The following is a 24,682-nucleotide window of genomic DNA, read 5'->3' as shown; positions in this document are numbered from 1 at the left end:
GTCCTGACCCTGCCGGCCATGTGCGCAGCGGACATGTTGCGCCGGCCGATGGGGACGGGCTCGGAGCTGCTGCATGCTCCCAACTCGGCGAAGAGCAACCTCCGGAGCAGCAGCGGTGCACAAGGCCGTGTCACCAGCTCGCGACTCGCCCTGCTGTTCAGGGCCGCCCAAGAGCGCCACCACTCCACAGATGCGGGCCGGTTGCGGAAGGCCACGCTTGTGTCGACTCGCCGTGCCTGGCACCGGGTCGGGCCCGTAACCCATCCACCAAAAACAGACGATGCCGCACACAGGACGTCGCGAAGGTCTCTCCGGGGGAACTTCTTTCCTCGTACAACCGTCCTTCAAGCCGAGGCCGGATATTCATGGTGCCCGCCCATCCACGGAAGTGAGTTGCCATGCAAGCGAACGACCCGACCAAACTCGAGACCGCTCTCCCCGACGGCCGGCTCATGACGCTGTCACTCCCGCCGACGGACGCGCAGTGGGCCGCCGACGGCATCAAGGCTCTGTGCGCCGTTCCGGCCACGCACGCAGGCCGCGGCCAGGAGCCCCCCGCCCTCCCCGCACAGCCGGCCCTCCCTCTTGAAGTGGCTTTGCTCGGCATCGGAGCCTGAGAGGTCATCCCACGCGGCCTCTTCGTAGATCCCATTGCTCAGCGGACCGGTCTTTCCTGATCCGTCGGAGTCCCAGGGACGAATCTGCACGACAGCCGGACCCCGACGCCCCGATGACGGGTCGCCGATCCGCTCCCCCGTCCCGAGAACCCCAGCGGCGCAGGCCGGGGAGGCCGTAGAGCGGCACGGGCCGGCAAGGACGACGATGATTCCGCCTGCCGCGACGGTTGCGCGAAGGCGGCCCGGGCGCCGCATCGCCCGCAAGGGCATCGAGGCCTCACGGCGCCTGGGCCGCCACCGCTGAACCAACGAACGCACCCTGCCCGGCCTGCCTGCCGCGGCACCTCCACGACGTCATGAGAGTGAAGGCGAGCACACGACAGGAAGTTCGCCCAGGGCGACCACCGCACCCGGGCCCTGCCGGCGAGCCACGAATACGGCACGTCGCGACCAGTCGCACCGGGCCGGGCCGAGGGGCCGTCAGGTGGCTTCCTGCGGGGAGCACGTTGCGCCTTTGGGGTGAGTGGCCGAGATGCGGCGCACCTCACCCCGGAAAAGACTATGGGCATCCTGTCATGCCGTCGGTCGTGCGATTGAGGTTCCCTGTGGATCCCCTCGGTTCTACGTGTTCGCCCCAGCGGATGGGCCGCGAGCCCGCTTCGCGGGGGCCGTGCGGACGCGACACGGCGTGTGGGCGTCGCGGGCGGCTGCAGTGGGCGCTGGCATGCTCTGCTGCAGGCATGCTGCTCATGGGGGGCTGCGTGACCGGCCCGCAGAACGGAGCCGGTGACCGGACTGGAAGCGCCCCGGCCAAGGACCAGGCGCCGTTGACGTCGGGGAAGGGGAAGCCGGCCACAGCGCCGCAAGGCAGCCCCCGCACATGGGCGCCGGCCCGAACGGACGTGAACCGTGTACTCGCCCGCTCTCTCGATCCGATCCCAAAGGGGAGCGGCACTCAGTTGTCGGTCGCCGTCCTGGGGACCAGGGACGGTCGGCGCGCGGTGTACGGCTCGCTGGTGCACGTCACCGCAAGCGTGGTGAAGGTCAACATCCTCGCGGCCCTGCTGATGCGTGCCCAGCGCGAGAGTCGGCCGCTCTCCGAGTGGGAGGCATCGACCGCGGCCTCGATGATCCAGAGCAGTGACAACGACTCCGCCGATGCCCTGTGGAGGCGTATCGGCGGTGGCAGAGGACTGACCGAGGCCAACCGAGTCCTGGGGTTGACCTCCACCCAACCGGGGCCCGGTCCCCACTGGGGCCTGACCCGCACCACTGCGGCAGACCAGCTGGTCCTGCTGTCCGCTGTGTTCCAAGACCATTCACCGCTGAGTGGAGCCTCACGCAACCTGATCCGGACACTCATGGGCCGGATCGACGCCGACCAGGACTGGGGGGTGTCGGCGGCAGGCAGCCATTGGCAGCTCAAGAACGGCTGGCTCCTGCGCTCGCAGACCCAACGCTGGGTGCTCAACAGCATGGGGCAGGTGAAAGCACACGGGAGCACCTTCTACGTCGTGATCCTGTCTCACGGCAGCCGGAGCATGACCCACGGAATCCGGGCCGTGGAGCGGGCGGCGCAATCAGCCGTACGTGCCCTCCGCAGCACTCCCCCTCCGGTGTCCCCGATCCTGCGCTGAAGTGCGACCCTGCCGCCCAGAGGGGCACATCTGCTGCTCGCGCAGCAGGAGGACCAGGGCACAGTCGCCGTCGCCCCTCACACTCCTCGTCACAGCGGTCACCGGTACGCCGGCCCATAGGGCACTCGTGCGGGTTGTGCACGGACAGACAGTCCAGGGTGCTCGGGGGCTCGCTGTCGGAGCGGCCCCACCGCAGGGCACGAGATGCGCCGGGAACGCCGTGGACAATTCCGTCCGGGCTCGAAGGCGGCATCGGCCTTCCCGATCGGCGTCCGCCGACCGACGCAGAGTTCCGCCGCACGTGCCCGCCGTACGTGCCCGCCGTACGTGCCCGCCGACCGATCGCCGCCTGCCAGGATCGCACGGCGAACCTCGTGCGACGCGTCATTCGCTTCTGAGCAGGTCGACCGTCCCGGCCAGACCCTCGTCGCCGTGGCCCTGGGTCACCCGATGGTGCATCAGCTCCATGTAGGGCGTGAGAAGTCGAGGGTCGACGGACTGCTCCTTCGCTGCTGCCAGGAGCGTGGCGTTCCCTGCCGACATCATGGCGAGGTTGGAAGTGACCCCCTCGGTGTATTCACCGCTCGCCAGTTGGCCGGCAATGCCGTGCACCGCACCGGCCATGGCGCCGAGCCACTCCGCGAGCAGGGTGGCGAACCCGGCATGGTCGAGGTTCTTTTCGGGGCGCACCAGGGCGAAGGCATGAGTGACGCCCGCGAACATGCCGGTCATGGCGCTGAGCAGAGCGATGTCGTGCAGGGCTGCGTGGCCGGGGTCCCCGCCGACGAACTTCGCGCCGGCGGGAACCTCCAGTACCTCGCGGTGGCGATCGAACAACACGCGATCGCCGCTGTAGAAGACGTAGCCACCGGTCTCGGGCCGTCCGATCATCGGCGGTACCGCCATGATCCCGCCGTCCAGGAATCGAGCCCCTCGCTCCTCGGCCCAGCGGGCGCGCTGCTGCGCCTGGGCGGGGGTGCTGGTGGTCAGGTTGACCAGGTCCTTGCCGTTCAGGTCGGTGCCGTCCAAAGTCTCGTCGACGGAGGCGTCGTCCAGCAGGCAAAGAACGACAGGCCCGGTGGCCGAGGCCAATGCCTCGCCCGGGGAGGCCGCCACACGTGCGCCCTCGCGGGCCAATGGTTCGCCCTTGGCCGGAGTGCGGTTCCACACGGTCAGCGGATGTCCTGCAGCGAGCCAGGCGCGGGCGAGAGCGGTGCCCATGTCGCCGAGGCCGAGGAGGGTGACGGGGATCCCGGAAGTGGAGTAGGTGTCCATGCCGATCAGGCTCGTACGAGCCCGGAGCATGATCAAGTACGCACTCTTTTGTGGGTGGTTACCCTAAGGTGAGTGCATGACCAGGCGGGACACGTACGTGTGCGGCATCGACGCGGCGATCGACGTGGTAGGAGGCAAGTGGAAGGTGCTCATTCTCTGGGCACTGGACGCAGGGCCTTGCCGGTTCGGCGAGCTGCGGCGCGGGATCCCCGGTGTCAGCGAGAAGGTTCTCACCTCTCATCTGCGGGAGCTGGAGTCGGATGGCATCGTCGTCCGGGACGAGGCTTTCGAGGGGGCGGTGCGCCGCGTCGCCTACGCGCTCACCCCGCTGGGTGTCTCGCTCAACGAGGCGCTGAGCCCCCTCGGTGCCTGGGGCAGGGAACACCTTCTCGGTGGCGGGAGCACACACGACTAGAGCGTCCCGGCGCCCGTGACCGGCCGGGGTCCGGCACCAGCCTCTGCACACAGCTGGCGATGCCCGACTTCCCAAGCCCCTGGCCGCCGTTGAGCACGATCGTCTCGGGCAGCAACGGCCCGTGGCGGCGGGCGGTCGCGGCCGCCCGGCCCTCATTCCGGCTTCGTCAGGATCCGGTACGCCTCCTGGCGTACGTCGGTTCGCGGGTGCCTGCGCAGCAGGCGCAGCAGCGACCGCCATTCCTCGGGCCAGCCGAGGCCGTTTCCCGTCCCCGTCACCAGCCCGGCTGCCAGCAGGCCGGTGACGGTGCCGCCGTCCCGGGCCAGCCGGTCGGCCGCGGCCAGCAGAGTCTCCGGGTGCTGCGGCAGCGCACAGTGCGCCCAGGAGGTCCACAGCCGGCTTGCGGTCTGCACCGCGACGGTCACTCCGGCGTCCTCCAGTGCGTCTGCCAGGTCCTGCAGACGCCCGAGGAGCACGGCCGACTCCGCGGTGCGATCGACCAGTTGGCGCAGCAGGTCGGCGCGTTCAGCCGCCAGCAGTGGTTCCGTCGCCAGCTGCCCGGCCACCGCCTCGAGCACCTCGGGCCGCCAGCCCCGGCTGCCCAGTGACACCAGGGTCCGCAGCCGCTGCAGCGCAGGCTGGTCCCGGTCGTCCAGCGCGTCGCAGCCGCCATCGGGTCCGTGCATCGCGGTCAGCAGCTCGGCCACCGCGCCATGGAACACACTGCCCGGAGCCGCGCCGCCCACGGGATGCGGTATTTCGGATCCGGCCAGGTCGCGCAGCGCCCACGCCGCGTGCTGCCAGTGGGTACGGCTGCCCAGATCGCAGACCGTGCGCGAGAGCCGTTCGGCCAGATGAGGGGCGTGGCGGGCCCACATACCCACGGCCTGCAGCGTGCCGTAGGCGGAGAAGCCGTCGAGCGACGTCAGGCAGGCGTCGTAGGCCGCACCGACCACATCGGCATACGCGCGACGGTGCGCATCGGCCAGCTCCCAGGGGGTGACGCACAGGAGAGCCTGGGCCACGGATGGCGCGTCGTCGTGTGCGGCGTCCTCGAGGAGGCGCCAGGCCTCGGGCACCCCGAGCAGTGGCGGCAGTGCACGCACGACGGCGGACCGGACGTCCGGGTGGCAGTCGGGGGTGTGGAAGGCGCGCGTCAGCAGGGCGATCGCCCGCGGCGGTGGCAGGAAGCGGGCCGACAGCCGGACGGCCTCCTTGCGGGAGGTCACTTTCGCGGCCCGTTCACCCGTCAGCAACGGGTCGAGTGCCAGGGCGAGTTGGGACGGCGCGGTGAAGCGTGCGGCGCGGGTGGCCGCATACACAGCGACCCGCGCCCGGTCACCGGCGGCCTGCTCCAGCAGCACGGGCAAGGCGTCCTGGGGCCGGTCGGTGCTCGCCAGTGCGCCGAGCGCCGCCTCTGCAACGACCACCTCCCCGTCGTCCTTGTACTGCATCGCCAGGGCGCGTCCCAGCTCCGGGACCGGTGCAGCAGCCCGGATCGCGGCGGCCCGGTCGTCGAGCGGGAGGGAGTCGTCCGCGACCGCTCGACCGGCGAGCCGTGCCGCCGCCTGTTGCTGGCGAGGCAGCCAGCGGTCGCTGTCGCAGAGGTCCGGCAGCGGGCGCCGCGCGCCGCGTACCAGGAAGCGACCGTACGGCGGGGTGTCGTCGAGGAGTGAGTCCAGCAGGTCCGTGCGCCGGCGGGCCAGCACGCGCCGTACGGGCGGGAGGACCACCGCCGACGGTTCGAGCGCAACGATGCGGGCCACGCGTTCGTCGCGGGTGGCCGGGGCAGCCAGCCATAGCTCCGCAGCGGCCTCGAACGTCTCGTCGTCGCCGCGCTCCAGGGCTGTGGCCAGCATGTTCTGGAGCTCCGGCATCAGCCGGGCACGCGGCCCCAGCGCATCGGCCAGGCCCAGGAGCAGCCGGAAGTCGGCCCGCCCGGCCGCGGCCTCGAGCCACGGTCGGAGTGCCTCGAACACCAGGTGCTCCTGACCTCGGCGCAGGACCCGGTGCAGCGGACCGAAGTCGGGTACGCCGACCCGGCCCGCGATCCGCTCCAGGGTGCGCAGTGCCCAGGCCCGCAGGGCCGTTTCACTGTCCATGGCATGCTCGACCAGCACCCGCTCGGCGAGGGTGCGCACAGCCGCCAGGCTGTCGGCCGAGCTGTCGCGTGCCTCCAGGGCATCGACGGCGATCCGGTCCAGCAGGGCAGCGTGATCGGGGCTGAACAGCCGCGGGTGCACTCCGGCGAGTGCGCCGAGCGCTGCGGCGCGCACCGGGTCCTGCTCGTTGCGCAGATGCCCCGCCACGGCAAGCAGTTCGGTGACCGCCTCTCGGCCGCCGTCCCGTGCAACGCAGGACACCAAAAGCGGCCAGGCGGTCGCTCGGTCGTCAGCTTCGGGGCGTCGGACCGCGGCGAGCAGCGGGGAACGCGCCTCGTCGAACGGACCGTGCGCGAGAGTGTCCAGATCGTCCCACCAGCACCACGTCGCGCCTGTGAACGAGGCCGCCGCCCGGCGCACCTCCGCCCAGCGCCGTTCACGGGGCAGCAGGTCCAGAACGCCCAGAGCGGGCTCCCCGCGCATCCCGCCGGTGGTGACCGTGTCGAAAAAGGCGGAGCGCCGGCCGGGAGGAATGGCCTTCAGCAGTGCGGCGAAGTGGCTGTCCCGGCCCAGCCAGTGGCGACCCAACATGGTCAGCGACACAGGTTCTGCCCGCACCAGCCTGCGCAGCACTCCCGGTGGGAGTACCGGCTCGTGGCGCTGCTCATGGCGGTCGGGAGAGGTGATCCAGCGCACCACGCGCTCGGCGTCGGCGGTGACCAGCGCGCCGAGTCCGCTGTGCAGCCCTGATGGCATACTCCACGGCCCGTACCGCTCCAGCAGCGTCAGCACCCGCTGGGGGCGCAACGGTGCGAGCGCTGCGACCGTCGTCGCGTGCAGGCGCCACCACTCCTCCCGCTGCTGCCCGCCGGCACGGTCGGCCAGGGCACGTTCGGCGTGGTCCAGAACCGGGTCGGGATGCCGGCGTGCGAGCCCCGTCCACCTGTCGACGGCGTGCGCGAGCCCGGGCAGTTGCCGTGCCACGAAGGGGGTGGAGCAGGCCGGCAGCAGGCGCGCGGCCTCGGCATCGCCCCACTCCGCCTGCAGCCGCACCAGCAGCCGCTCGGCGAGCGCGGTACGGCCGCCGGAGGTGAGCACGCGTGCCAGCCGGTGCCGCAGGGCGGCCGGTGCGTCGTCGTACGCCGACTCCACCGCCTCGTCCGGCACGGGCAGAACACGCACGGCGCGCAGGGCATATCCGGCGACGACGGGGTCGGGGTCGGCCAGCCGCTCGGCGAGGAAGCCGGCATCCCCTCCGGCGGAGGCGGCGAGCGCGGCGAGCCGCCGCTCGTACGGCCCGCGCGCGTCGAGGTCGGTGAGCAGCGGAGTGAGTTGCCCGTCGTCCGCCAGTCGGCGGGCGGTCCTCGCGGTGAGCGACAGTCGGGCGGGGAACGGAAGCGGTTGGAGTGCGGAGAGAAGGTGCTCCGCAGTGGTCGGCATGGGCCGATTGTGCCTTGGGGTATCCGTCCGTGCGATCGATTATGTGAGCAGGCCCGAGTGAGCAGTCCGCTGGGTGAGCAGCCTGCTGGGTGAGCCGGGTTCGCAGAAGGTGGACCGGTCCGGAACACCGGTCGCTCGGGCGCCTTCGACATGGATCGACGCCTGAGGCCGTAGTCGGGCGACGCACGAGGTACGCGGTCGTGGAATCCGTCGTCCGGTCGGGCGGTGTGATGTGGCGGCGCCGTTTCGCCACTCCTTGTGCTCGGCGGGAGGGGAGTGGTGCAGGCGGGGCAGGACGAGGGCTTCACAGCGCGATCGGCTGGTACTTCAGGGCTTCATCGACGATCGCCTGGGGAGTCACGACGTCGAGGTCGTCCGAAGGATGGAAGACCAGATCACCGACCCGGGGGTGCGGCACGTTGGCTTCGAGGAGCCTCAGGTAGTAGTCACTCTCCGGGCAGCCAGCGAGGAGTCTGGCGACGATACCGACGAGTTCGTCCCGCGTGATGTCCGCAATCCGGGGGTGAGCCGGTCTGGCCGCCTCCTTGGCGAACTCTTCCAGGCTTCTGCTTCCGTCGTACTCGATGAAATCGAGAGCCACGTAATCGTGGCCGGTCATTGCGTTGAAGGCCCCGATCGCCTCGTCAGCGGCATCGGAGTGGTCGGCCACAAGGTCAGCGATGCGACCGATCTCGTGGCTCAACTCGTCCAGCCGTTGCCGGCTCACGGGCGGGGGCAGCAACTCCGGTCTCAGGTCCACAGCCCTGATCATGGCCGTCGGCGCCCGCACAACGAAGCAGGGCCCTCTGGCCCGTCCTGATCAGGACCGAAGCCGCGCGGCCAAGCCCTTGAAGTAGCTGCGGTGCATAGCGGTCAGGTCTACCTGTTCGGGATCCAGCAGCCACAGCAGGTGAGCTCCCTCGATGAACGCGGCCGTCTCCGCGGCCAGGATCGCCGGGTCCAGGTCGGCACGGGCCGAATCGTTGGCCACTGCGCGCGTGAACAGGGCCACCAGATGGGTTCGCAGGGCCCGGCCACGGTCCCGGAACCAGGTGTGGAGCACGGAACCTGGCTCCAGGTTCTCCGCGGTGAGGGTGGTGTGCAGGGCGGCCAGGTCGCGTTCGGTGGCGGCGGTGTGCTCGGCGTCCCGTACGAACCACTCCAGCGCCTGGTCCAGGGTGGGCTCGGCATCCGGTGTGATGGACAGCCGTTCAAAGGCGCGCCGGTCGACCTCCTCCAGGACGGCTCGTACGAGTCCGTCCTTGCTGCCGAAATGATGGATGAGGGCGGAGGGGGTGGCGCCGGCGCGCTCGGCGACCGCGGCCACCCCGGTGCCGCGCACCCCCTGCCGTGCGAACAGCTCGATTGCGGCCTCGACCATGGCGCGGCGGCGCTCCACGCCCCGCTTCTGCACCTGTCCCTTGACTCCGGCCATGCGGATCATCGTGCCCGGCGGGGGGCGTCGGCGTCCAACCCAGGCGTACCGGGAAACCCGGTGCGTGGCCTGCACCGAACCATTATCTTGAATGACCATGCAGGAAAATGAATTCACGAACACGTACCTGACGGGCCGCGAGCGGACCGTCCACGCAGGGGACCTCGAGTTGTGGGCGGATGAATTCGGCGATCCCGACCACCCGACTGTGCTGCTGGTGATGGGCGCGCAGGCACAGGGCATCCACTGGAACGACGGCATCGTCCGTCGCCTGGTCGACGGGGGCCGTCGGGTCATCCGCTACGACCACCGCGACACCGGGCGCTCTTCCACCGTGGACTTTGCTGCCCAGCCGTACACCGTCGACGACATGGCCTCCGACGCGCTCGCCGTTCTGGACGCGTTCGGGGCCGGGCGAGCCCATCTGGTCGGCGCATCCCTCGGCGGCATCATCGCCCAGCGGCTTGCCGTCACACACGCGCACCGGGTACTGACCCTGACGAGCCTTTCGTCCCAGCCGCTCGGCACGGACACGATGGCGGCGGTGCAGCGCGTCCTCGAGGGGGCGCCTCCGCTCCCGGGCGAACTGCCTCCGCCCAAGCCCGAGCTGCTGACGGCGCTCGCCTCGGCCTACCCGGAGCCGCAGGCGGGCATGGAGGATCACCTCGCTGCCCGGCTGGCGTTGTGGCGTGTGCTGCACGGCCCTGTGCTGCCGTTCGACGAGGACGAGTACCGCGCCATGGAGCAGCGGGTGAACGAGCGGGCGCGCGATCCGCAAGCCGCGCTCAACCACACGTCGGCAGGGGCAGCCGGCACTGGCTCCACGGCGGACCTGACCTCCGTCACCGCACCGACGTTGGTGCTGCACGGCACCGAGGACCCGATGTTCCCGCCCGCGCATGCCGAAGCCACCGCCGCCGCCATCCCCGGCGCCCGCCTCGTCATGATCGAGGGCATGGGCCACACGCTGCCCACGGCGCTGGACGACCGGCTGGCCGACGAGATCCTGCAGCACACGGGGCGCGCCTAAGGGCTGCCGGCTGGGTCCGGCAGGGTCGTACGAGCGGCCGGGCCGGACCAAGCCGGCAGAAGCATCGTCGGGACCGTCCGACGACGGGCTCAGACCCTTCCACATGATCCTGGTGTGCGCTCACGGTCGGTGATACACCGTCATGACGGTCGCTCCCGTTCACCCGGTCCCCGGCGTGATCCCCCTTGGCCCACCCGGCGGCCATGGCGGGGGCGGTGCGGGTGTGCGACGCGTTCGGCCTTGGTGAGCCATCCGGGCGTGCACACCCACGCGCCGGTGCTCCAGTTGGTCAGGTGGCATGCAGTGCGTCCCGGACGATCGCCTCGGCCGCGTGGGCGGCTGCGCGGACCGGAGCCGTGTCATGGGCCGAGCGGGCGAGCATGAAGGCACCTTCAAGAAGTGCGATGACCGAACCGGCCGTGTCCCGGGCAGTGCCGGGCTCGATTCCGGCTGCTGTGTAGAAGTCGGCGAGTGCTTGGATCCATGAGGCGAAGACATCGGCCGTGGCACGGCGCAGACCTTCGTGCGTGCAGGCGACTTCCAGGGCGACGGTGGCGATCGGGCACGGATCGGTGAAGTCCAGTTCTCGGAGGGTCTCGGCGGCACCCATGAAGGCGGCGGCAGTGGCGGCCACCGGATCGGCCTCCGGGTCGGCGAAGAGGGTGCCGATCAACGCCAGATAGGCGGCGCCGGAGCTGCGGATCACTTCCTCGCCGAGCTGGGCCTTGCCGCCGGGGAAGAAGTGATACGCCGATCCATAGGGTGCTGATGCCTCGGCAACGATCTGCTTCATACCGGTCGCGGCGTAGCCCTGCCTCCGGAACAGCTCCGTAGCGGCCGTCACAATGCGCGCTCTGGTGTCGCCAGTGATCCTCATGTCGGCTAGCGTCTCACTAGATCGATCTATCTAGAACAAGGGGGATCGTGATGCGGCAGATCGAGCTGAGCGCCGGCACCATCGAGTACGTCGACACCGGAGGCAGGGCAGCGAGCGAAGGCGGCGGCGCGAGCAAAGGCGGGCCGGGCCGTGCCCAGGAAACCCTGGTGCTCGTGCACGGGCTGGCTTTCGACGAGTCGATCTGGGACGCGGTCGTGGCGGAACTCCGCGACGACTTCCGGGTGGTGGTGCCGGTGCTGCCGCTCGGGAGCCACCGTCGGCCGATGCGGGCCGACGCCGATCTGTCGGCCCAGGGTGTGGCGAACCTGCTCGCCGAGTTTCTGGAGCGACTGGACCTGCACGGGGTGACGCTCGTCCAGAACGACGCAGGCACGGCACAGTTGCTGGTCGGAGTACGTGACGAGCGCGTCGGCCGGCTGGTTCTCACGTCCTGCGAGGCACTCGACAACTACCCGCCCGGTGTCCAGGGCCGCACCCTGCTGGCCGCGAGCCGGGTACCGGGCGGCCTGTTCCTCCTGCTCCAGTCCTTCCGCGTGCCCTTCCTTGCGGCCATGCGCAGCTCGCTCGGCGGCATGACCGCGCGCGGGATCCCGCACGAAAGGATCCGCCGCTGGTACCGCCCCCTGCTCACCGACCCGGCTGTCCGCCGCGACCTCGCCCGCTTCCTGAGGACAACGGACAAGGGCACGTACCTGCGGGCCGCGGAGCGGCTGCGGCACTTCGACCGACCGGCACTGGTGGCCTGGGGAGCGGACGACCGGATGATGCCGGCCGATACCGGGCGCCGGCTCGCCGAACTGCTCCCGCGGGGATGTTTCGTCGTGATTCCGGGGGCCGGAACGCTCGTGCCGTGGGACAACCCCGCCGGGCTGGCCGCCGAGCTTCGCCGGTTCATGGCCCGTAGCCCGCTTTCGCCCACATAGCGCGTTGGACATGGGTGCTCGGTCATGTGGGCGAGGGGATTCGCTCTGTTCGTGGCCGCGATCACGGTGGCCGTCGTACTCAGCTGCGACGCTCCACCGCAGCAGCACGCTCGCGTCGTCGGCCGTGGTACGACCGATGCTGTCCATGGCGATCCGCACGGGCTCGGAGTCGACGAACGGCAGCTCAAGCGCAGCGGACAGGGTCAGGGCGCCGTGCTGCATGCTGCCGGGGTAGAACCGGCTGAACCGCGCGTCCATGTGGGCCGAAAGCAAAGATGCCCACGCCCGGGGCGCCCAACCAACTGCCCGCGCCGAGCCACCGCAATAGTGCAGGCCAACCTCGTCCTGCACCACGTCGAGTCACCGCGTTACGAAGGATGAAACGGCTCACTGGATGCCGGCTCGTCTGCGATCGATGTGCCGGCGCGGTCGCCGGTGCCCGGCAGGTCCTTGGCGAGCCGGCCTGCGAGTGCGCTCACCGGGCATCGACCGGGTGAGGACGCCGAGTGTGAGCAGAGCGAGCGCCGGCAGCACGGCGACGATGATTCCCATCGGCAAGGCGTCGGTGGCGCCACCCGCGCCGGCCAGCGGAGCAAGTGCCCCGCCGATCATGAACTGGCTGAAGCCGAGCAGCGCGGCGGCCGACCCGGCGTGTCCGCCGTGGTCGGCCAGGGCCTGGGCCGCGGCGTTCGGCATGACGAGGCCCACGCTGGAGACCAGGACGAACAGGCCGATCAGGAGCGCGGGCAGGGGTGCCCGTGTCAGCACCGCGGCCAGAACCGTGGTGCCACCGGCTGTCGCGCCCAGCAGACCGGCGAGCAGCAGCACGCGGGCGCCGGCCCGGGCCACCAGCCGGCCGCTGATCTGGGCGGCCGCAATGATTCCGGCGGCGTTGACGGCGAACACGGCGCTGTACTGCTGCGGTGACAGGCCGTGGATTTCCTGCAGGACGAACGGCGAGCCGGAGATGTAGGCGAACATCGCCGCGAAGACCAGGCCGTTGGCCAGGACGTACCCGGTGAAGACCCGGTCGCTGAGCAGCTGCCCGACGACAGCCAGCAGCGGCTGGCGTGACGCGGAGGACCGGGTCTCCGGCAGTCCTGCGGCGGAGGCCGCCAGCATCACGGCGCCGAGTACGGCCAGGGCCACGAAGATTCCAGGCCAGGCCGTGACGCGCAGTAGCTGGCCGCCGAGGACCGGCGCGAACACCGGCGCCAGGCCGGTGATCAAGGTCAGTGCGGAGAAGAGACGTGCGGTGCGGGTTCCGGAGGTGCGGTCGCGGACCATGGCGTTGGCGATGACGATGCCGAACGCCCCGCCGATGCCCTGGACCAGGCGTAGGCCGACGAAGGTCCGGACGTCGGGCGCCACCGCGCAGAGCGCGCTGGCGATCGTGTAGAGGGCGAGGCCCGCCAGCAACGGACGCCGCCGGCCGTAGGTGTCGCTCAGCGGCCCGGCGATCAGCTGCCCGATGGCCAGCCCGGCCAGGCAGGCGGTGATGGTGAGCTGGGTGGCCGCGGCGCTGGCGCGCAGGTCGCCGGCGAGGTCCGGCAGTCCGGGCAGGTAGCCGTCGATGGACAGTGGTCCCAGGGCCACGAGCGCTGCGAGCAGGACGATGAATCGGGTTTGCCGGCCGGCGGCGTCGTTGCTCATGGCTCAGTACGCCACGGTGATGCGGCGGCGGATCGCGGTGCCGCTCTCGATCGTGTCGGCCAAGGCGATCGCGTAGTCGGCGTACGAGATGCGGCTGTTGCCGTCGTCGTCGGTGAGCAGGGTGTCCCCGGCGCTGCGGTAGGCCCCGGTCCGCTCGCCCGCTCCGATGACTGCGGCGGGCGACACGTACGTCCAGTCGAGGTCGTGCACGCCGCGGTAGAGGTCGAGCGCTTCGGACTGGGCCTCGGCGTTGGCCTTCCACAGCGCGGGGAAGTCCGGGTCGTCCATGACCCGGGCGCCGGTCGGCGTGCGTAGGCTACCGGCACCGCCGATGGTGACCAGGCGGGTGACGCCGGCTCGGCGGAGTCCGTCGATCAGCGCACGGGTGGCACCGACGATCGTGGCGCGGTCGCTTTCCTGGCCGATCCGGGGGCCGACGGCCGAGAGCACGGCGTCGTGGGAGGCGGCGAGGCCGGCGACCGCCGCGGGGTCGGTGACGTCACCGGTGGTCACGGTCAAGGCCTTGTGCTTGAGTCCGTCGATGTGGCCGGCTCGGGTGACCGCGGTGACGGTGTGGCCGCGACGCAGTAGTTCCTCGGTGGTGGGCCGGCCGATCTTGCCGCTGGCACCGAACAGGACGATCTTCATGTGTTGCTCCTTGCTTCTGATCGTCAGAGGACGGGCTGGCCGTCGGCGATGATGGCCGCGGTGATGCCGCGCTCGTCGGCGGCGTGCTGGAAGCGCTGCTCGATGTCGGGTTGTTCGGTGTAGAACGGCGGGTTGTGGAACAGGCCGTAGTGCATGGCGCAGACGGTGCCGGCGCCGAGTGCGACGGCGGCCTCGACGCCCTGCTCAGGGGTCATGGTCGCCGGGACGTTGGCCGCGTAGCCCTCGAAGTGGGCGATGACACCGTTGACCGGGACGAACGCGACGTCGAACGGGCCGTGGTCGCGGGCGATCTGCCACCAGCTGCCGTGCCACTGGGTGTCGCCGCAGTGGATGACCCGCCGGCCGGTGCCTTCGACGACCCAGGCGACCTGGTCACAGTCGTTGCCGCGCCAGTCCAGCGAGGTCACCGGGGTGACGGACAGCTCTCCGATGCGCCGTGACTGACCCAGGTCCTGGGCAACGGGAGTGATGCCCGCCTCGCGCAGCCCTGCCGCGCTGGGGGTGTGGCAGCCGATCGTGCCGGTGGCCGCGATCCGGGCGATCAGGTCGTGGTCGTAGTGGTCGGGGTGCAGGTGGGTGATGAGGGCGTGGGTGCCGGGCGGGGTATCGACCGGGTCGACCGGCCGGTGCGGCGGCCCCATCACCGGCGCCAGCGGAGCGACGTTCTCGAGCGGATCGATCAGCAGGCGGGTGTCGCCGAGACGGATCTCGACGCCGGCCCAGGCCAGCCGACGCACGGAAAGGGTGGGGGTCATGGGCAGCGACGCTAGACCGACATTGTTGAGAAAGTCAACAAGAGAGTTTTGAATCTCAACACCACGATGTAGGATGGTGGCATGCGCACCTACGGGCAGTACTGCGGCATCGCGAAAGCACTGGACACCATCGGCGACCGGTGGTCCCTACTGATCGTCCGCGAACTGCTCGCCCTGGGTCCTTGCCGGCACACCGACCTGCGCAACGGGCTGCCCGGGATCGCCAGCAACCTGCTGGTCGACCGGCTCCGCGAACTCGAGGAAGCCGGCCTGATCCACCGCGAGGCCGCCCCGCCGCCGGTGGCCACCACCCTGTTCTCCCTCACCGAGCGTGGCCGCGCGCTCGAGCCGGTGCTGCAGGAACTGAGCCGGTGGGGCGTGCCGCTGTTGCGTGAGCCGGGCGGCAACGACACCTTCCGCACCCACTGGCTGGACATGCCCGCCCGGGCACTGACCGACCACCGCCCCGACCAGCCGGCAATCGCCCTGCAACTGCACGCCGACGGCAACGAAGACCTGGTCATCGAAGTCAAGGACGGCTCGGTGCACACACATGCCGGCCGGGTCGACCACCCCACCGCGTCACTGACCGGACCGCCGCACCTGCTGGCCGCCACCCTGCTCGGCGACCTCGATCTGAGCGCCGCAGTACAGCAAGGCCTGCGGCTCAGCGGCGAACACGAGGCAGTAATGCGCATCCTGCCCCGCTGAACGACCGGCCGCTCTCCGCATCACCGAGGTACTGGGCCGCCGCTGAGAAGACCGGCGTGGCGCGCCCGGCCGGCTGGGCCGTCAGGACCGCGAGAGGGGCCCAGGACGCACTTCGGGTTGCGCCCAGCTCGCACTTCGGGTTGCGCGCCCGCTCAGTAGCGCACGGGCAGCGAGAGCAGCCCACGGGCACGCATCGAAGGACGCCACTGCAGTTCGTCGTGGGGAACGTCAAGTTCCAGCCGCGGAAACCGCTCCAGCAGAACGGCCAGTGCGATCTCCGTCTCCATCCGCGCCAGCGGGGCGCCCAGGCAGTAGTGGATTCCGTGTCCCAGCGCGAGGTGGCCCGTCGTGTCGCGGGAGATGTCGAGGTGGTCCGGGTCGGTGAAGCGGTCCGGATCGCGGTGGGCGGCCGCCAGCGAGAGGAGAACGGTCTCACCGGCCGGGATGGTGATGTCTCCGATGCTCATGTCCTCGACGGGAAAGCGTCGGATGGCCAGCGGGACGGGTCCGTCGTAGCGGGCCAACTCCTCGACAGCACCGGGCAGCTGTCCGGGTTCGGCGCGCAGGGCGGCCAGCTGATCCGGGTGACGCAGCAGGGCCAGAGTGGCGTTGCCTATCAGGTGGACGGTGTTCTCGTACCCGGCGAACAGGACGAGGAAGGCCAGGGACATCAACTCGTCCTCGCTCAGCCGGTCTTCCTCGTCCCGTACGGAGATCACGGCGGACAGCAGGTCGTCCGCCGGCTCGGCCCGCTTGCGGGCGATGAGCCTGGTGAAGAACCCCACCATGCCGGCCATGGCCTCCTTGGCCCTGGACGGCTCAGCAGGGTCCGGCGCCACCAGGGGGTCGGTCCAGGCCCGGAAGTCGTGGCGGTCTTCCGGGTCCACACCGAGCAGGTCACAGATGACAGTGATCGGCAGCGGAGCCGCGTACGAGGCGATCAGATCGGCCCGGCCGTGCGGAGCGATGGTGTCGAGCAGTTCATCGGACGTCTTTCGGATCGGCTCGCGCAGTTGCTCGATGCGACGTGGGGTGAACGCCCGGGACACCAGGCGCCGGATGCGGGTGTGGTCCGGCGGGTCCATGTTCAGCAGATTCGCGTCCAGCGCCGGCGGCAGTGCAAGTCCCCGGTAGCCGCCGGGTGCCGCGTTGCGCTTGTCCAGGGAAAGCCGGGGGTCGGCAAGTGCCTGACGTACGTCGTCGTAGCGGGTGACCAACCAGGCCGGCAGCCCGTCCGTCCCCGTGATGCGGTGAACGGGTGCGGCCTCACGCAGTCGCGCGTACGCGGCATGGGGATCGGCCAGCAACTCACGTCTCTGATCATGGATTGCCATGTATCCACCTTAGGCAGACGGTCTCGCCGGCCCGTGCCGGACTGCCGGGACGGGCCAGGACGTACCCTCTGCCGACGCCGTACTGCCGGGCGCCGCAACAGTGTGTGCCGGCGCCCGGTTCGGCTGCTTCGGCACCTGCAGCCATCGTCATGGCGGCGGGACCAGCGCGCCACGGGGGCCGTCGCCTGCCCCCCTCGTCGGATCCCGCTCTCCTCCCGGTGCCGGAGGATCGACCACGCGTCCGCCTGTGTCCGCGGCTTTGATTCCGGCTCCGCGATGAGCGTATGACGCGGCCGTTTCGTCCGCGATCGGCGTTGTCAGTGGCCGCGCGTAAGTTCACTCGTGTCCCGCCGGTGTGGCGCGGAAGGCCCCTTGGTGCATAGGAGATGGTGCGTTGTCAGATTGGGAGAGGTCGAGCACGGCGCGGGTGATACCACCCGCAAGGCCCCGCAAACTCGCCAAGGTCCCGTTCGTCGAGCTGGCCGACGGGCGCTTGCAGGGCGTGGTGTCCAGCGGCTCGGACATCGAGCGGGTCTATGTCTCGTCGGTCGCGGCCGGCACCTACGCGTTCGCCTGCAGCACCAACAACAACCGACCCTGCGGCGGCGCACGGGGCTCGTTCTGCAATCACATCCGAGCTCTGATCAACGAGGCCGTGCTGCAGTACGGCGCCGAGCGCGTCGCCCGTTACCTGCGGGTCGAGGCCGTGGACGGTGAGCCGAGCGCGCAGAGCATCGCGGGCGACATGGCCGGCACACGCCCACCACAGGGCGACGCCAAGGCTGCCGCGCCCGTCTTCAGCCGGTTCCTGCGCCACCTGGCCTACCTGGAACTCGCCCCCACCACTGCACCATTGCCGGAGATGCAGTGGTTCCCGTCGACCAGGGCGGTGGCGTGATGCGCGTCGATCTGCTCGCCGAAACCATCGACGGGCTCGACGAAACCCTGGCTGCCGTCGACGCCTTTGACCGGACTCTCATCACCGGCCTGCTCCGTCCTCAGGCCGCCCAGGCCGACGGGCCGGGCACGCTCGCCCAGGCAGTCGCGGGGACGCCCCTGGCCGCCAGGGTCGCCGAAGCCGCCGCGAAGGCGGCCGCCGGAGCCGCGGGCGAGGAGCACTTCGTCACCCTCGCCGCCGCCCGGGCCGCGCTGCTCGGCTCCGTCCACGACGCACTGACGGCCCGCATCGAGGAGGCCACCGGTCGGCCCCGGAGCGAGGAGACAGTCCCGGCGCCCGGCGGGCAGCAAGCGGCGAACCTGCTCGCCGCGTCCCGCTCCTGGCTGTCCGACCTGGCGCGCTCCGGTTGGCAGGGCATCGACCACGACATGGTCGCCGGATCGGCGCAGGTCGTCTCCGCGATGCTTCCGGACCCTGCCCTGCGGCGTCTGTCGACGCTCCTCGACGGTTTCGCGGCCGAACTCGCCGCCTCCTGCCCGGGCGCAACCCTGGAACGCATTCCGGCACGTCGCTGGGCAGACCTGTGGTCGCGTGCGTTGGTGCTGACGCTGCCCGGCGCGGCCGACGCGCCGTTGACCGCCACGGTCACCGGCCGCCTCCTCCCCCTCGGCGTCGACGTGCATGAACACGCGACCGCCGCACAGGCGCAGGTCCACGCGGTGTTCGAGCCCTCGGACGGCGCCGCCTCCCGCCTGGTGCGTGCCAGTGTGTCGGCGCCGAAGCCCGACACGGTCGTCGGAGCCGGCCTCTGGCAGCTGCTCCGTCCGCACATGTCGCTCCTGGCAGCCGTCAGCGAAGGCCGTTCGATGGACATCACCGACATGCCGATCACCGCTGGGGGCGACCTGATCTGGAGCGACGAGCACGCGTGCCCGAGCGAGCCCGCCGACGCCTTCGCGACCGCCCGCGTGTCCCTGCCCACCGCGACCGCTCCGGCGACCGCACCCCTGGACCGGCACCCGACACGCATTGCCGTTCCCGTCTTCCTGGAGGGTTTCACCGTCCAAAAGGACGACGACACCATGTCGTTCGCCGTCGCCGGGCACCGTCTGACCGTCGACACCGACCGCATTCCGGTCGCCGGACCGCTGACCCCCGAGGCCGTCGCGGCGTCGAACGCGTGCATCGGCCTGCTCCGCTGGGACGCCGGGACGTACCGCGTACAGCCGCTCGCCGTCGAAACCACCGTACGGAAGAAGCCAGTCGCGGTGCACGCCGGGGCATGGGCCGGCGGCACGTCCGACAAGGCCGGTGTCAGGGCTGAGAAGGCGGCCACCGACGCTGCGGCGGTGCTCCGTGAGCGCGCTGGAAGGCTGTTGCGGAAATGACCGAACAGGATCCCGGGATGATCTCCCACGACAACCGTCGTCAGGTCCTTTACTGGCGACTCCTCGCGCGGCTGTTCGACCACGAGGAGCAGGTGACGCTGGAATCGGCGAGCCTCGCCGTCGTCGAGGACATCGACCTGCCGCCCGGACTGCTGGATCCGCAGGTCTCCGTCGACTCGATCGTGCAGCGCCACCCGGAGCTGGCCGCCGAGTTCGACGGCCTGATGGTGCCCGGCGCCGAGGCTCCGTCCAACGGCGAAGGGGACGGCGGTCGTGACCGTGCCGCCGAAGTGCGCCGCGCGGCGCTGGTGTCGAAGGTGCTGCTCAACGTCTTCGCCTCCGGCGCCGGCACGGTCACCGCCGGACAGCTGTCGCGCTGGCAGTCCGACGCGGGCTGGCTCGAGCGCGCACTCGGCTGCCGGCCCGGTGAGCTGAGGGCCGGCCGCCCCGCAGGTGGTGCCGCCGCGGGACCCGGCCTCAGCCCCCACGGCTCCGGCGGACGCGGTACGACACCCGACCTGAGCCGGTTGATTCCGGCGATCGGGCCGGAGCTCGGTGCCATCGAAGCCGACCTCGTCAAGCGAATGCACCTTCGGGAGGTCCTCGCCGACCCCAAGCTCGCCTCGCAGCTGACCCCGAGCATGTCACTGATCGAGCAGCTGCTGCGCGACAAGAACAATCTGTCCGGCGTGGCACTGGCCAATGCCAAGGCCCTGATCCGCCGCTTCGTCGACGAGGTCGCCGAGGTGTTGCGCACCCAGGTGGAGAAGGCCACAGTCGGCGCCCTCGACCGCTCGGTCCCGCCCAAGCGGGTGTTCCGCAACCTGGACCTCGACCGCACGATCTGGAAGAACCTCACCAACTGGAGCCCTGAAGAGGAACGGCTTTATGTCGACCGCCTCTTCTACCGCCACACCGTACGCAAGACGACGCCTCAGCGGCTGATCGTGGTCGTCGACCAGTCGGGCTCGATGGTCGACTCGATGGTCAACTGCACCATCCTGGCTTCGATCTTCGCGGGACTGCCGAAGGTGGACGTGCATCTGATCGCGTACGACACCCAGGCACTCGACCTCACGCCGTGGGTACACGACCCCTTCGAGACCCTGCTGCGCACCAACCTCGGTGGCGGCACCGACGGCACGGTCGCCATGGCACTTGCCCAGCCGAAGATCGCCGAGCCCCGCAACACCGTCGTGGTGTGGATCTCGGACTTCTACGAATGGCAGACCGAGCCACTGTTCGCAAGCATGGAAGCCATCCACCGCTCGGGTGCCAAGTTCATCCCGGTCGGCTCGGTGACCAGTTCCGGCCGCGGCAGCGTCAACCCGTGGTTCCGGGAGCGCTTCAAGGACCTCGGCACGCCGGTGCTCTCCGGGCACATCCGCAAGCTTGTTCACGAACTCAAGACGTTCCTCGCTTAGAAAGGCCCCGATATGTCCGACCTGTTGCGCGCCCCTGCAGAGATCAAGTACGCCGAGGAGCTGGACTGGCTGGAGTCGGTCGACGACGGCCCCAAGCCGTTCACCTGGCGCCTGTCGCCGAAGATGGTCCGGCTCTTCATCCTGGGGTCCGAACGCGCCGACGGCCTCGACCGGGATGTCTCGCAGAAGTGGTTCGGCGACCGCAGTATCGTCGAGCGTGCCATCGTCACACTGGCCTCCGACCGCGGTCTGCTGCTGATCGGCGACCCGGGAACCGGCAAGAGCTGGCTGGCCGAGTTGCTGTCCGCCGCGATCTGCCGCAATTCCACACTGGTGGTGCAGGGCACGGCCGGCACCACCGAGGACCACATCAAGTACTCCTGGAACGTGTCCATGGTGATCGCCAAGGGCCAGTCACGGGAGTCGATGATCCCCTCGCCGATCATGACCGCTATGGAGTCCGGCGCGATCGGCCGCTTCGAGGAGCTCACCCGGTCCACGAGTGACGTCCAGGACGCGCTGATCTCGATTCTGTCGGAGAAGTACATCTCGGTGCCGGAGCTCGACAGCGACAGCATCGTCTTCGCCAAGCCCGGTTTCTCGGTGATCGCCACGGCCAACAGCCGCGACCGGGGCGTCAACGACCTGTCCTCCGCGCTCAAGCGTCGCTTCAACTTCGTCCGCATCCCGGTGGTGACGAACAAGAAGAGCGAGGCGGAGATCGTCCGCTTCCGCACAGAGGAGCTGCTGCGCCGTCACCAGATCGAGCTGGACGTGCCACCGACGCTGCTGGACGTGCTGCTGCAGAGCTTCGCCGATCTGCGCGCCTCCGCCGCCGCGGCGGGCAGCGACGACGAGAAGCTCGAGTCCGCGCTGTCGACCGCCGAGCAGATCGGCGTGCTCGAGGACGCGATCCTGCACAGCAACTTCTTCGGTGAGCGCACGCTGACGGCCCACACCCTCGCCTCCTCGCTCGTCGGTTCCCTGGCACGGCGCGAGCCGGAGGACCTGGCCATCCTCAACAAGTACCTGCACGGCGTCGTCGAGCCGCGCGGCCGGGAAGAGGGCGGGTCGTGGCCGGAGTTCCTGGAGGGCGGTCGCGACGCGATCGGCGCACTGTCATGAACCCCGAACAGAAGGGGACGCCGTTCCAAGGGCTGCGCGCGCAGCTGCAGCAGGCCGCCGCGGCGTTCGCCGACGGGCCCGACGCCCTGGAGGGAATCCTCCTCGGCATCGTCGGCGACGTCGACCGCGCGGTGAGCGAACCGCTGGAAATCTTCCCCGTGTGCCATCACTCGCCCGCCTCGGCGATCGCCATGGCGCGGCGGCTGCGGGAGAAACAACCGAAGGTCGTCTACCTGGAGTTGTGCGAGGACATGGCGCCGCTCCTGTCCGAACTGCGCAACTGCAGGCTCCCGGTGGCGGTGCAGGCATTCGCGAGCGAGGTCGAGGGCTTCCCCGCCGAATGGGCTCCGCTGTCGGTCGTCGCACCGATCACCGAGGCATCGGCCGAATACCAGGCGATCGCCTACGCACTGGACACACCAGGCGTCGAGCTCGTCCTCGTCGACCGTTCGTCGGACCATGTGTTCCAGTGGCAGGCGCGCGGGGCCCAGTCCGCCGAGCCGGCCGATCCGGACGCGCCGCAGGCGGAGGAGGAGGCCGCGCTGCACGGGGACGCGGTCGGCGTGGAGATCGGCGACCTGCGGCCGCGCTTCGCCGAGTTGGAGGAGCACCTGCTGCACCACGGCCGGGTGCGGCACTGGTCGGAGTGGTGGCACCAGTACGTCGAAGTGCCGCTCGGCGACAGCGACCACGACACCTATCGGCAGGTCATGCTTCTGATCGGCAGCCTGTTCCGGCGCCTGGCACCCGGGGATCCGGAGCGGGTACGCGTGGACGAGGACCGCGAGCGCTACATGTGGACCAGAATGCGCGAACACCTCGCCGCGTCCGGCACCGATCCCACGGACTGCCTCTATGTCTGCGGCGCGTTCCACGCAGCCAGCCCTGTCGCGGAGTTCGGCGTCCACGGCACCGACACCTTCGTGATCGACCCGCCCAGTGCAAGCACATGGCAGCACGGCCTCATCCCCTCCAGTCACGCGGCGATCGAGGCCCAGTTCGGCCTCGCCGCGGGCTCGGTGTCGATCGCCGCGACCCAGTGGGCGAAGAACCTCAGGCGCACGCGGGTAGAGCCGTTCCGGCTCGCAGGGCAGGCGGGCGCGAAGAAGGCATCGAAACCCGGGAGGACAGCCGCGCCGGCCGTCCCTGCGGTACCGGACACGCCCTCGGACAAGCTCTCCGGTTTCCTCCGGCGTCCGCCGGTCCTCGACCGACTGGACGAGGCCGAACTGCTGGGCTGGTCGGTGGAGATCGTGCGCGCCGCGCGCCGCGGCGGCTACCTCGCCTCCACCGCCGACGCCATCGCCGTCTTCGAGACGTCGATCCTGCTGGCCGGCATGCGCGACCGGGCCAAACCCACGCCGTACGACTTCCAGGACGCGGCAATCACCTGCATTGAGAAGGACACCGTGCCGGGCCGGCGCGACGTGCGACGCCTTGTCGAGATCATGATGGGCGGGGACCGGATCGGCCAGGTCGGTTACGACGCGCTGCCGCCACTGGCCCGCGACGTGCACGACCGGCTCGCGCCGCTGAACCTGAAACTCCAGCAGCGCGGTGTGCAGCGGGCGTTGCTGGACATGGCCACCCGGCCGGAACTGGAGCAGTGCTCCGACGTGCTGTGGATGCTGCGCCAACTGATGCCCCAGGGCACCGCGCGGCCGATCATGGGTGAGCGGCGGCTCGGCGAGCGGCCGATCCAGGAGTCGTGGGACCTGGCCCTGGGCACCCACCAACGGGCACTCATCGAGCTCGGCTATGAGGGCGTCAGTATCGAGCAGGTCCTGGAGCAACGCCTTCGGCGCACGGCGTACGGCCCGCACGCGACCACGGCGGCGGTTCTCCAGGCCGTCGAGGACGCGATTCTGTATCTGCGCAGCCGTCGCCTGGCCGACGAACTGGGGGCGCATGCCCTGGAGGTTCTGGCGACCGAGCGCAGCGTCGACGGCGCGCCGGAGGTGCTGCACCGGGTACGTCGGCTGCTCACGTACTACCGGACCAGCGAGCCGGTACTGCCGTCGTGGATCGAGTCGTTCGTCAAGACCGGCTATGCGCACTACTGCACCCTGCTGCCGACCGCATGCACCGACGAGGACGCTACGGTCCGCCAGGTCGCCGCGATGCTGGGCTTCCTGTTCAGCATGGAGGGTCTGGCGCTGTCGCTGGGCTGCGACCGGAACCAGCTGGAACTGGCGTTCGCGCAGTCGCATCCGCAGGAGCCGTCCAAGGTGGCCCTGCTGTGGGCGGCACAGGTGCAGCTCGGCCGGCTCTCCCGTGCGGACCTGCGGGCGCGGTGCGACGATCTGCTGAACAACCCCCTGGTGGTGCCCGCCTATCCGCGCTACCTCAGCGGATTCCTGCACGCGTTGGAGCCCGTGCCGCAGCTGGCGGACTTCGTCGTGGAGGCGGTGTCGAGCGCGTTCGCACGCCTGCCGGACCCGGTGCTGCTTCCATGGTTGCCCACGCTCATCAGTACCTTGCGGTCCGACGGCGCCGAACTGGCCCCGCTGCTGATCCGGGAGGCCGGGCGGATCTTCCCGGGCAGGCTCGCGGCGCTGGACTCGTGGGTGCCGCCATGGCTGGACCGGCCGGACGCGGGAGCCATGCCGCCGGCAGGCCGCGGCAGCGCCGGTGGTGGCGTGCTGCTCGCCGCCCACCCCGCCACCTGCGATGCGGTGGCGGTTCTGCTCGGCTGTGAAGGGACGTGGGAGACGGCGGATCCCGCCCCGTCCGGCGCGGCACTCGTCGGTCGCCACCCGGATACGGCGATGGCATTGGAGGTGCTGCTGGCAAGTCTCTGACATGGGCGGGGCGATCCCCGCACGGCGGATCCGCCGACGGTGGCACCCGGAGTCGCGGACGCCCCGACGGGCCCGGCCGGCGGTGCCCCGGGTCCCGCCGCATCCCGGCCGCACTCGCGGGTTGGCTGCCGGCCCGGCTGCCCTGACGTCCG

Annotated in this window: 20 protein-coding genes; 11 read left to right on the top strand and 9 right to left on the bottom strand. The window is 70.5% G+C overall.

Features of this window, described 5'->3' with window-relative positions:
* Positions 1 to 398 precede the first annotated feature (398 nt).
* Entirely contained in the window at positions 399 to 617 is a 219-nt protein-coding gene (locus AC068D_RS17955) for a hypothetical protein (protein WP_478823982.1), read from the top strand.
* Positions 618 to 1,576: 959 nt separating this feature from the next.
* On the top strand, positions 1,577 to 2,254 hold the full coding sequence (locus AC068D_RS17950; protein ID WP_478823981.1) for a serine hydrolase: 678 nt from the start codon (positions 1,577 to 1,579) through the stop codon (positions 2,252 to 2,254).
* Between the two features lie 384 nt (positions 2,255 to 2,638).
* Here the strand turns inward: AC068D_RS17950 and AC068D_RS17945 are convergent, their stop codons facing one another.
* Complete coding sequence (locus AC068D_RS17945; protein ID WP_478823980.1) at positions 2,639 to 3,529, bottom strand: NAD(P)-dependent oxidoreductase; 891 nt, start codon at positions 3,527 to 3,529, stop codon at positions 2,639 to 2,641.
* A gap of 76 nt (positions 3,530 to 3,605) precedes the next feature.
* On the opposite strand from AC068D_RS17945, the gene AC068D_RS17940 reads away from it, so the two are divergent.
* Positions 3,606 to 3,944, top strand: coding sequence for a winged helix-turn-helix transcriptional regulator (locus AC068D_RS17940; protein ID WP_478823979.1), 339 nt, complete (start codon positions 3,606 to 3,608; stop codon positions 3,942 to 3,944).
* A 152-nt stretch (positions 3,945 to 4,096) separates the two neighbouring features.
* Here the strand turns inward: AC068D_RS17940 and AC068D_RS17935 are convergent, their stop codons facing one another.
* From AC068D_RS17935 to AC068D_RS17925, 3 genes are all read right to left on the bottom strand, one after another.
* Positions 4,097 to 7,486: a hypothetical protein gene (locus AC068D_RS17935; RefSeq protein ID WP_478823978.1), complete on the bottom strand. Its 3,390-nt coding sequence runs from the start codon at positions 7,484 to 7,486 to the stop codon at positions 4,097 to 4,099.
* A gap of 304 nt (positions 7,487 to 7,790) precedes the next feature.
* Positions 7,791 to 8,246 carry a hypothetical protein gene (locus AC068D_RS17930; protein ID WP_478823977.1) on the bottom strand — a complete coding sequence of 152 codons (456 nt, stop codon included), beginning with the start codon at positions 8,244 to 8,246 and terminating at the stop codon, positions 7,791 to 7,793.
* A 60-nt stretch (positions 8,247 to 8,306) separates the two neighbouring features.
* Positions 8,307 to 8,921 (bottom strand): TetR/AcrR family transcriptional regulator, encoded by a 615-nt coding sequence (locus AC068D_RS17925; protein WP_478823976.1) that lies wholly within the window; start codon positions 8,919 to 8,921, stop codon positions 8,307 to 8,309.
* A 91-nt stretch (positions 8,922 to 9,012) separates the two neighbouring features.
* Between AC068D_RS17925 and AC068D_RS17920 the strand changes: the two genes are divergently transcribed.
* Positions 9,013 to 9,951 carry an alpha/beta fold hydrolase gene (locus AC068D_RS17920; RefSeq protein ID WP_478823975.1) on the top strand — a complete coding sequence of 313 codons (939 nt, stop codon included), beginning with the start codon at positions 9,013 to 9,015 and terminating at the stop codon, positions 9,949 to 9,951.
* Positions 9,952 to 10,240: 289 nt separating this feature from the next.
* Here the strand turns inward: AC068D_RS17920 and AC068D_RS17915 are convergent, their stop codons facing one another.
* Entirely contained in the window at positions 10,241 to 10,828 is a 588-nt protein-coding gene (locus AC068D_RS17915) for a TetR/AcrR family transcriptional regulator (protein WP_478823974.1), read from the bottom strand.
* A gap of 50 nt (positions 10,829 to 10,878) precedes the next feature.
* Here AC068D_RS17915 and AC068D_RS17910 point away from each other — a divergent pair, with 50 nt between their 5' ends.
* The gene (locus AC068D_RS17910) at positions 10,879 to 11,772 is read left to right on the top strand and encodes an alpha/beta fold hydrolase (protein ID WP_478823973.1); all 894 of its coding nucleotides are present in this window, start codon (positions 10,879 to 10,881) and stop codon (positions 11,770 to 11,772) included.
* A gap of 387 nt (positions 11,773 to 12,159) precedes the next feature.
* Here the strand turns inward: AC068D_RS17910 and AC068D_RS17905 are convergent, their stop codons facing one another.
* Genes AC068D_RS17905 through AC068D_RS17895 form a run of 3 tightly spaced genes read right to left on the bottom strand, consistent with a single transcriptional unit; the run spans position 12,160 to position 14,849 of the window.
* A complete protein-coding gene (locus AC068D_RS17905) occupies positions 12,160 to 13,425 on the bottom strand; it encodes a multidrug effflux MFS transporter (RefSeq protein WP_478823972.1) in 1,266 nt (421 codons plus the stop codon).
* 3 nt (positions 13,426 to 13,428) lie between these two features.
* Entirely contained in the window at positions 13,429 to 14,073 is a 645-nt protein-coding gene (locus tag AC068D_RS17900) for an NAD(P)-dependent oxidoreductase (RefSeq protein ID WP_478823971.1), read from the bottom strand.
* 23 nt (positions 14,074 to 14,096) lie between these two features.
* Complete coding sequence (locus tag AC068D_RS17895) at positions 14,097 to 14,849, bottom strand: MBL fold metallo-hydrolase (RefSeq protein WP_250058155.1); 753 nt, start codon at positions 14,847 to 14,849, stop codon at positions 14,097 to 14,099.
* Between the two features lie 81 nt (positions 14,850 to 14,930).
* Between AC068D_RS17895 and AC068D_RS17890 the strand changes: the two genes are divergently transcribed.
* Positions 14,931 to 15,560, top strand: coding sequence for a winged helix-turn-helix transcriptional regulator (locus tag AC068D_RS17890; protein ID WP_326623211.1), 630 nt, complete (start codon positions 14,931 to 14,933; stop codon positions 15,558 to 15,560).
* Between the two features lie 152 nt (positions 15,561 to 15,712).
* On the opposite strand, the gene AC068D_RS17885 is transcribed toward AC068D_RS17890, so the two are convergent.
* Positions 15,713 to 16,894, bottom strand: coding sequence for a cytochrome P450 family protein (locus AC068D_RS17885; RefSeq protein WP_478823970.1), 1,182 nt, complete (start codon positions 16,892 to 16,894; stop codon positions 15,713 to 15,715).
* A 379-nt stretch (positions 16,895 to 17,273) separates the two neighbouring features.
* Here AC068D_RS17885 and AC068D_RS17880 point away from each other — a divergent pair, with 379 nt between their 5' ends.
* The 5 genes from AC068D_RS17880 to AC068D_RS17860 are packed head-to-tail and all read left to right on the top strand — an operon-like array spanning position 17,274 to position 24,530.
* Positions 17,274 to 17,792 (top strand): hypothetical protein, encoded by a 519-nt coding sequence (locus AC068D_RS17880; RefSeq protein ID WP_478824220.1) that lies wholly within the window; start codon positions 17,274 to 17,276, stop codon positions 17,790 to 17,792.
* Positions 17,762 to 19,180, top strand: a complete 1,419-nt coding sequence (locus tag AC068D_RS17875; RefSeq protein ID WP_478823969.1) for a hypothetical protein — start codon at positions 17,762 to 17,764, stop codon at positions 19,178 to 19,180. Before AC068D_RS17880 ends, AC068D_RS17875 begins: the two co-directional genes overlap by 31 nt.
* Positions 19,177 to 20,604: a vWA domain-containing protein gene (locus AC068D_RS17870; protein WP_478823968.1), complete on the top strand. Its 1,428-nt coding sequence runs from the start codon at positions 19,177 to 19,179 to the stop codon at positions 20,602 to 20,604. Before AC068D_RS17875 ends, AC068D_RS17870 begins: the two co-directional genes overlap by 4 nt.
* A gap of 12 nt (positions 20,605 to 20,616) precedes the next feature.
* Complete coding sequence (locus AC068D_RS17865; protein ID WP_478823967.1) at positions 20,617 to 21,729, top strand: ATP-binding protein; 1,113 nt, start codon at positions 20,617 to 20,619, stop codon at positions 21,727 to 21,729.
* Complete coding sequence (locus AC068D_RS17860; RefSeq protein ID WP_478823966.1) at positions 21,726 to 24,530, top strand: DUF5682 family protein; 2,805 nt, start codon at positions 21,726 to 21,728, stop codon at positions 24,528 to 24,530. The genes AC068D_RS17865 and AC068D_RS17860 overlap by 4 nt, the downstream gene beginning before the upstream one ends.
* The last annotated feature ends 152 nt before the right edge of the window (positions 24,531 to 24,682 follow it).

The organism is Streptomyces sp. NPDC043861 (genome assembly GCF_056435905.1).
This window is presented reverse-complemented; position numbering and strand designations above follow the sequence as displayed.

Excerpts from the sequence above, each read along its gene's own strand:
- AC068D_RS17955 (WP_478823982.1), top strand. The coding sequence starts at position 399 with ATGCAAGCGAACGACCCGACCAAACTCGAGACCGCTCTCCCCGACGGC.
- AC068D_RS17945 (WP_478823980.1), bottom strand. The coding sequence starts at position 3,529 with ATGGACACCTACTCCACTTCCGGGATCCCCGTCACCCTCCTCGGCCTC.
- AC068D_RS17940 (WP_478823979.1), top strand. The coding sequence starts at position 3,606 with ATGACCAGGCGGGACACGTACGTGTGCGGCATCGACGCGGCGATCGAC.
- AC068D_RS17935 (WP_478823978.1), bottom strand. The coding sequence starts at position 7,486 with ATGCCGACCACTGCGGAGCACCTTCTCTCCGCACTCCAACCGCTTCCG.
- AC068D_RS17925 (WP_478823976.1), bottom strand. The coding sequence starts at position 8,921 with ATGGCCGGAGTCAAGGGACAGGTGCAGAAGCGGGGCGTGGAGCGCCGC.
- AC068D_RS17920 (WP_478823975.1), top strand. The coding sequence starts at position 9,013 with ATGACCATGCAGGAAAATGAATTCACGAACACGTACCTGACGGGCCGC.
- AC068D_RS17915 (WP_478823974.1), bottom strand. The coding sequence starts at position 10,828 with ATGAGGATCACTGGCGACACCAGAGCGCGCATTGTGACGGCCGCTACG.
- AC068D_RS17910 (WP_478823973.1), top strand. The coding sequence starts at position 10,879 with ATGCGGCAGATCGAGCTGAGCGCCGGCACCATCGAGTACGTCGACACC.
- AC068D_RS17905 (WP_478823972.1), bottom strand. The coding sequence starts at position 13,425 with ATGAGCAACGACGCCGCCGGCCGGCAAACCCGATTCATCGTCCTGCTC.
- AC068D_RS17900 (WP_478823971.1), bottom strand. The coding sequence starts at position 14,073 with ATGAAGATCGTCCTGTTCGGTGCCAGCGGCAAGATCGGCCGGCCCACC.
- AC068D_RS17895 (WP_250058155.1), bottom strand. The coding sequence starts at position 14,849 with ATGACCCCCACCCTTTCCGTGCGTCGGCTGGCCTGGGCCGGCGTCGAG.
- AC068D_RS17890 (WP_326623211.1), top strand. The coding sequence starts at position 14,931 with ATGCGCACCTACGGGCAGTACTGCGGCATCGCGAAAGCACTGGACACC.
- AC068D_RS17885 (WP_478823970.1), bottom strand. The coding sequence starts at position 16,894 with ATGGCAATCCATGATCAGAGACGTGAGTTGCTGGCCGATCCCCATGCC.
- AC068D_RS17870 (WP_478823968.1), top strand. The coding sequence starts at position 19,177 with ATGACCGAACAGGATCCCGGGATGATCTCCCACGACAACCGTCGTCAG.
- AC068D_RS17865 (WP_478823967.1), top strand. The coding sequence starts at position 20,617 with ATGTCCGACCTGTTGCGCGCCCCTGCAGAGATCAAGTACGCCGAGGAG.
- AC068D_RS17860 (WP_478823966.1), top strand. The coding sequence starts at position 21,726 with ATGAACCCCGAACAGAAGGGGACGCCGTTCCAAGGGCTGCGCGCGCAG.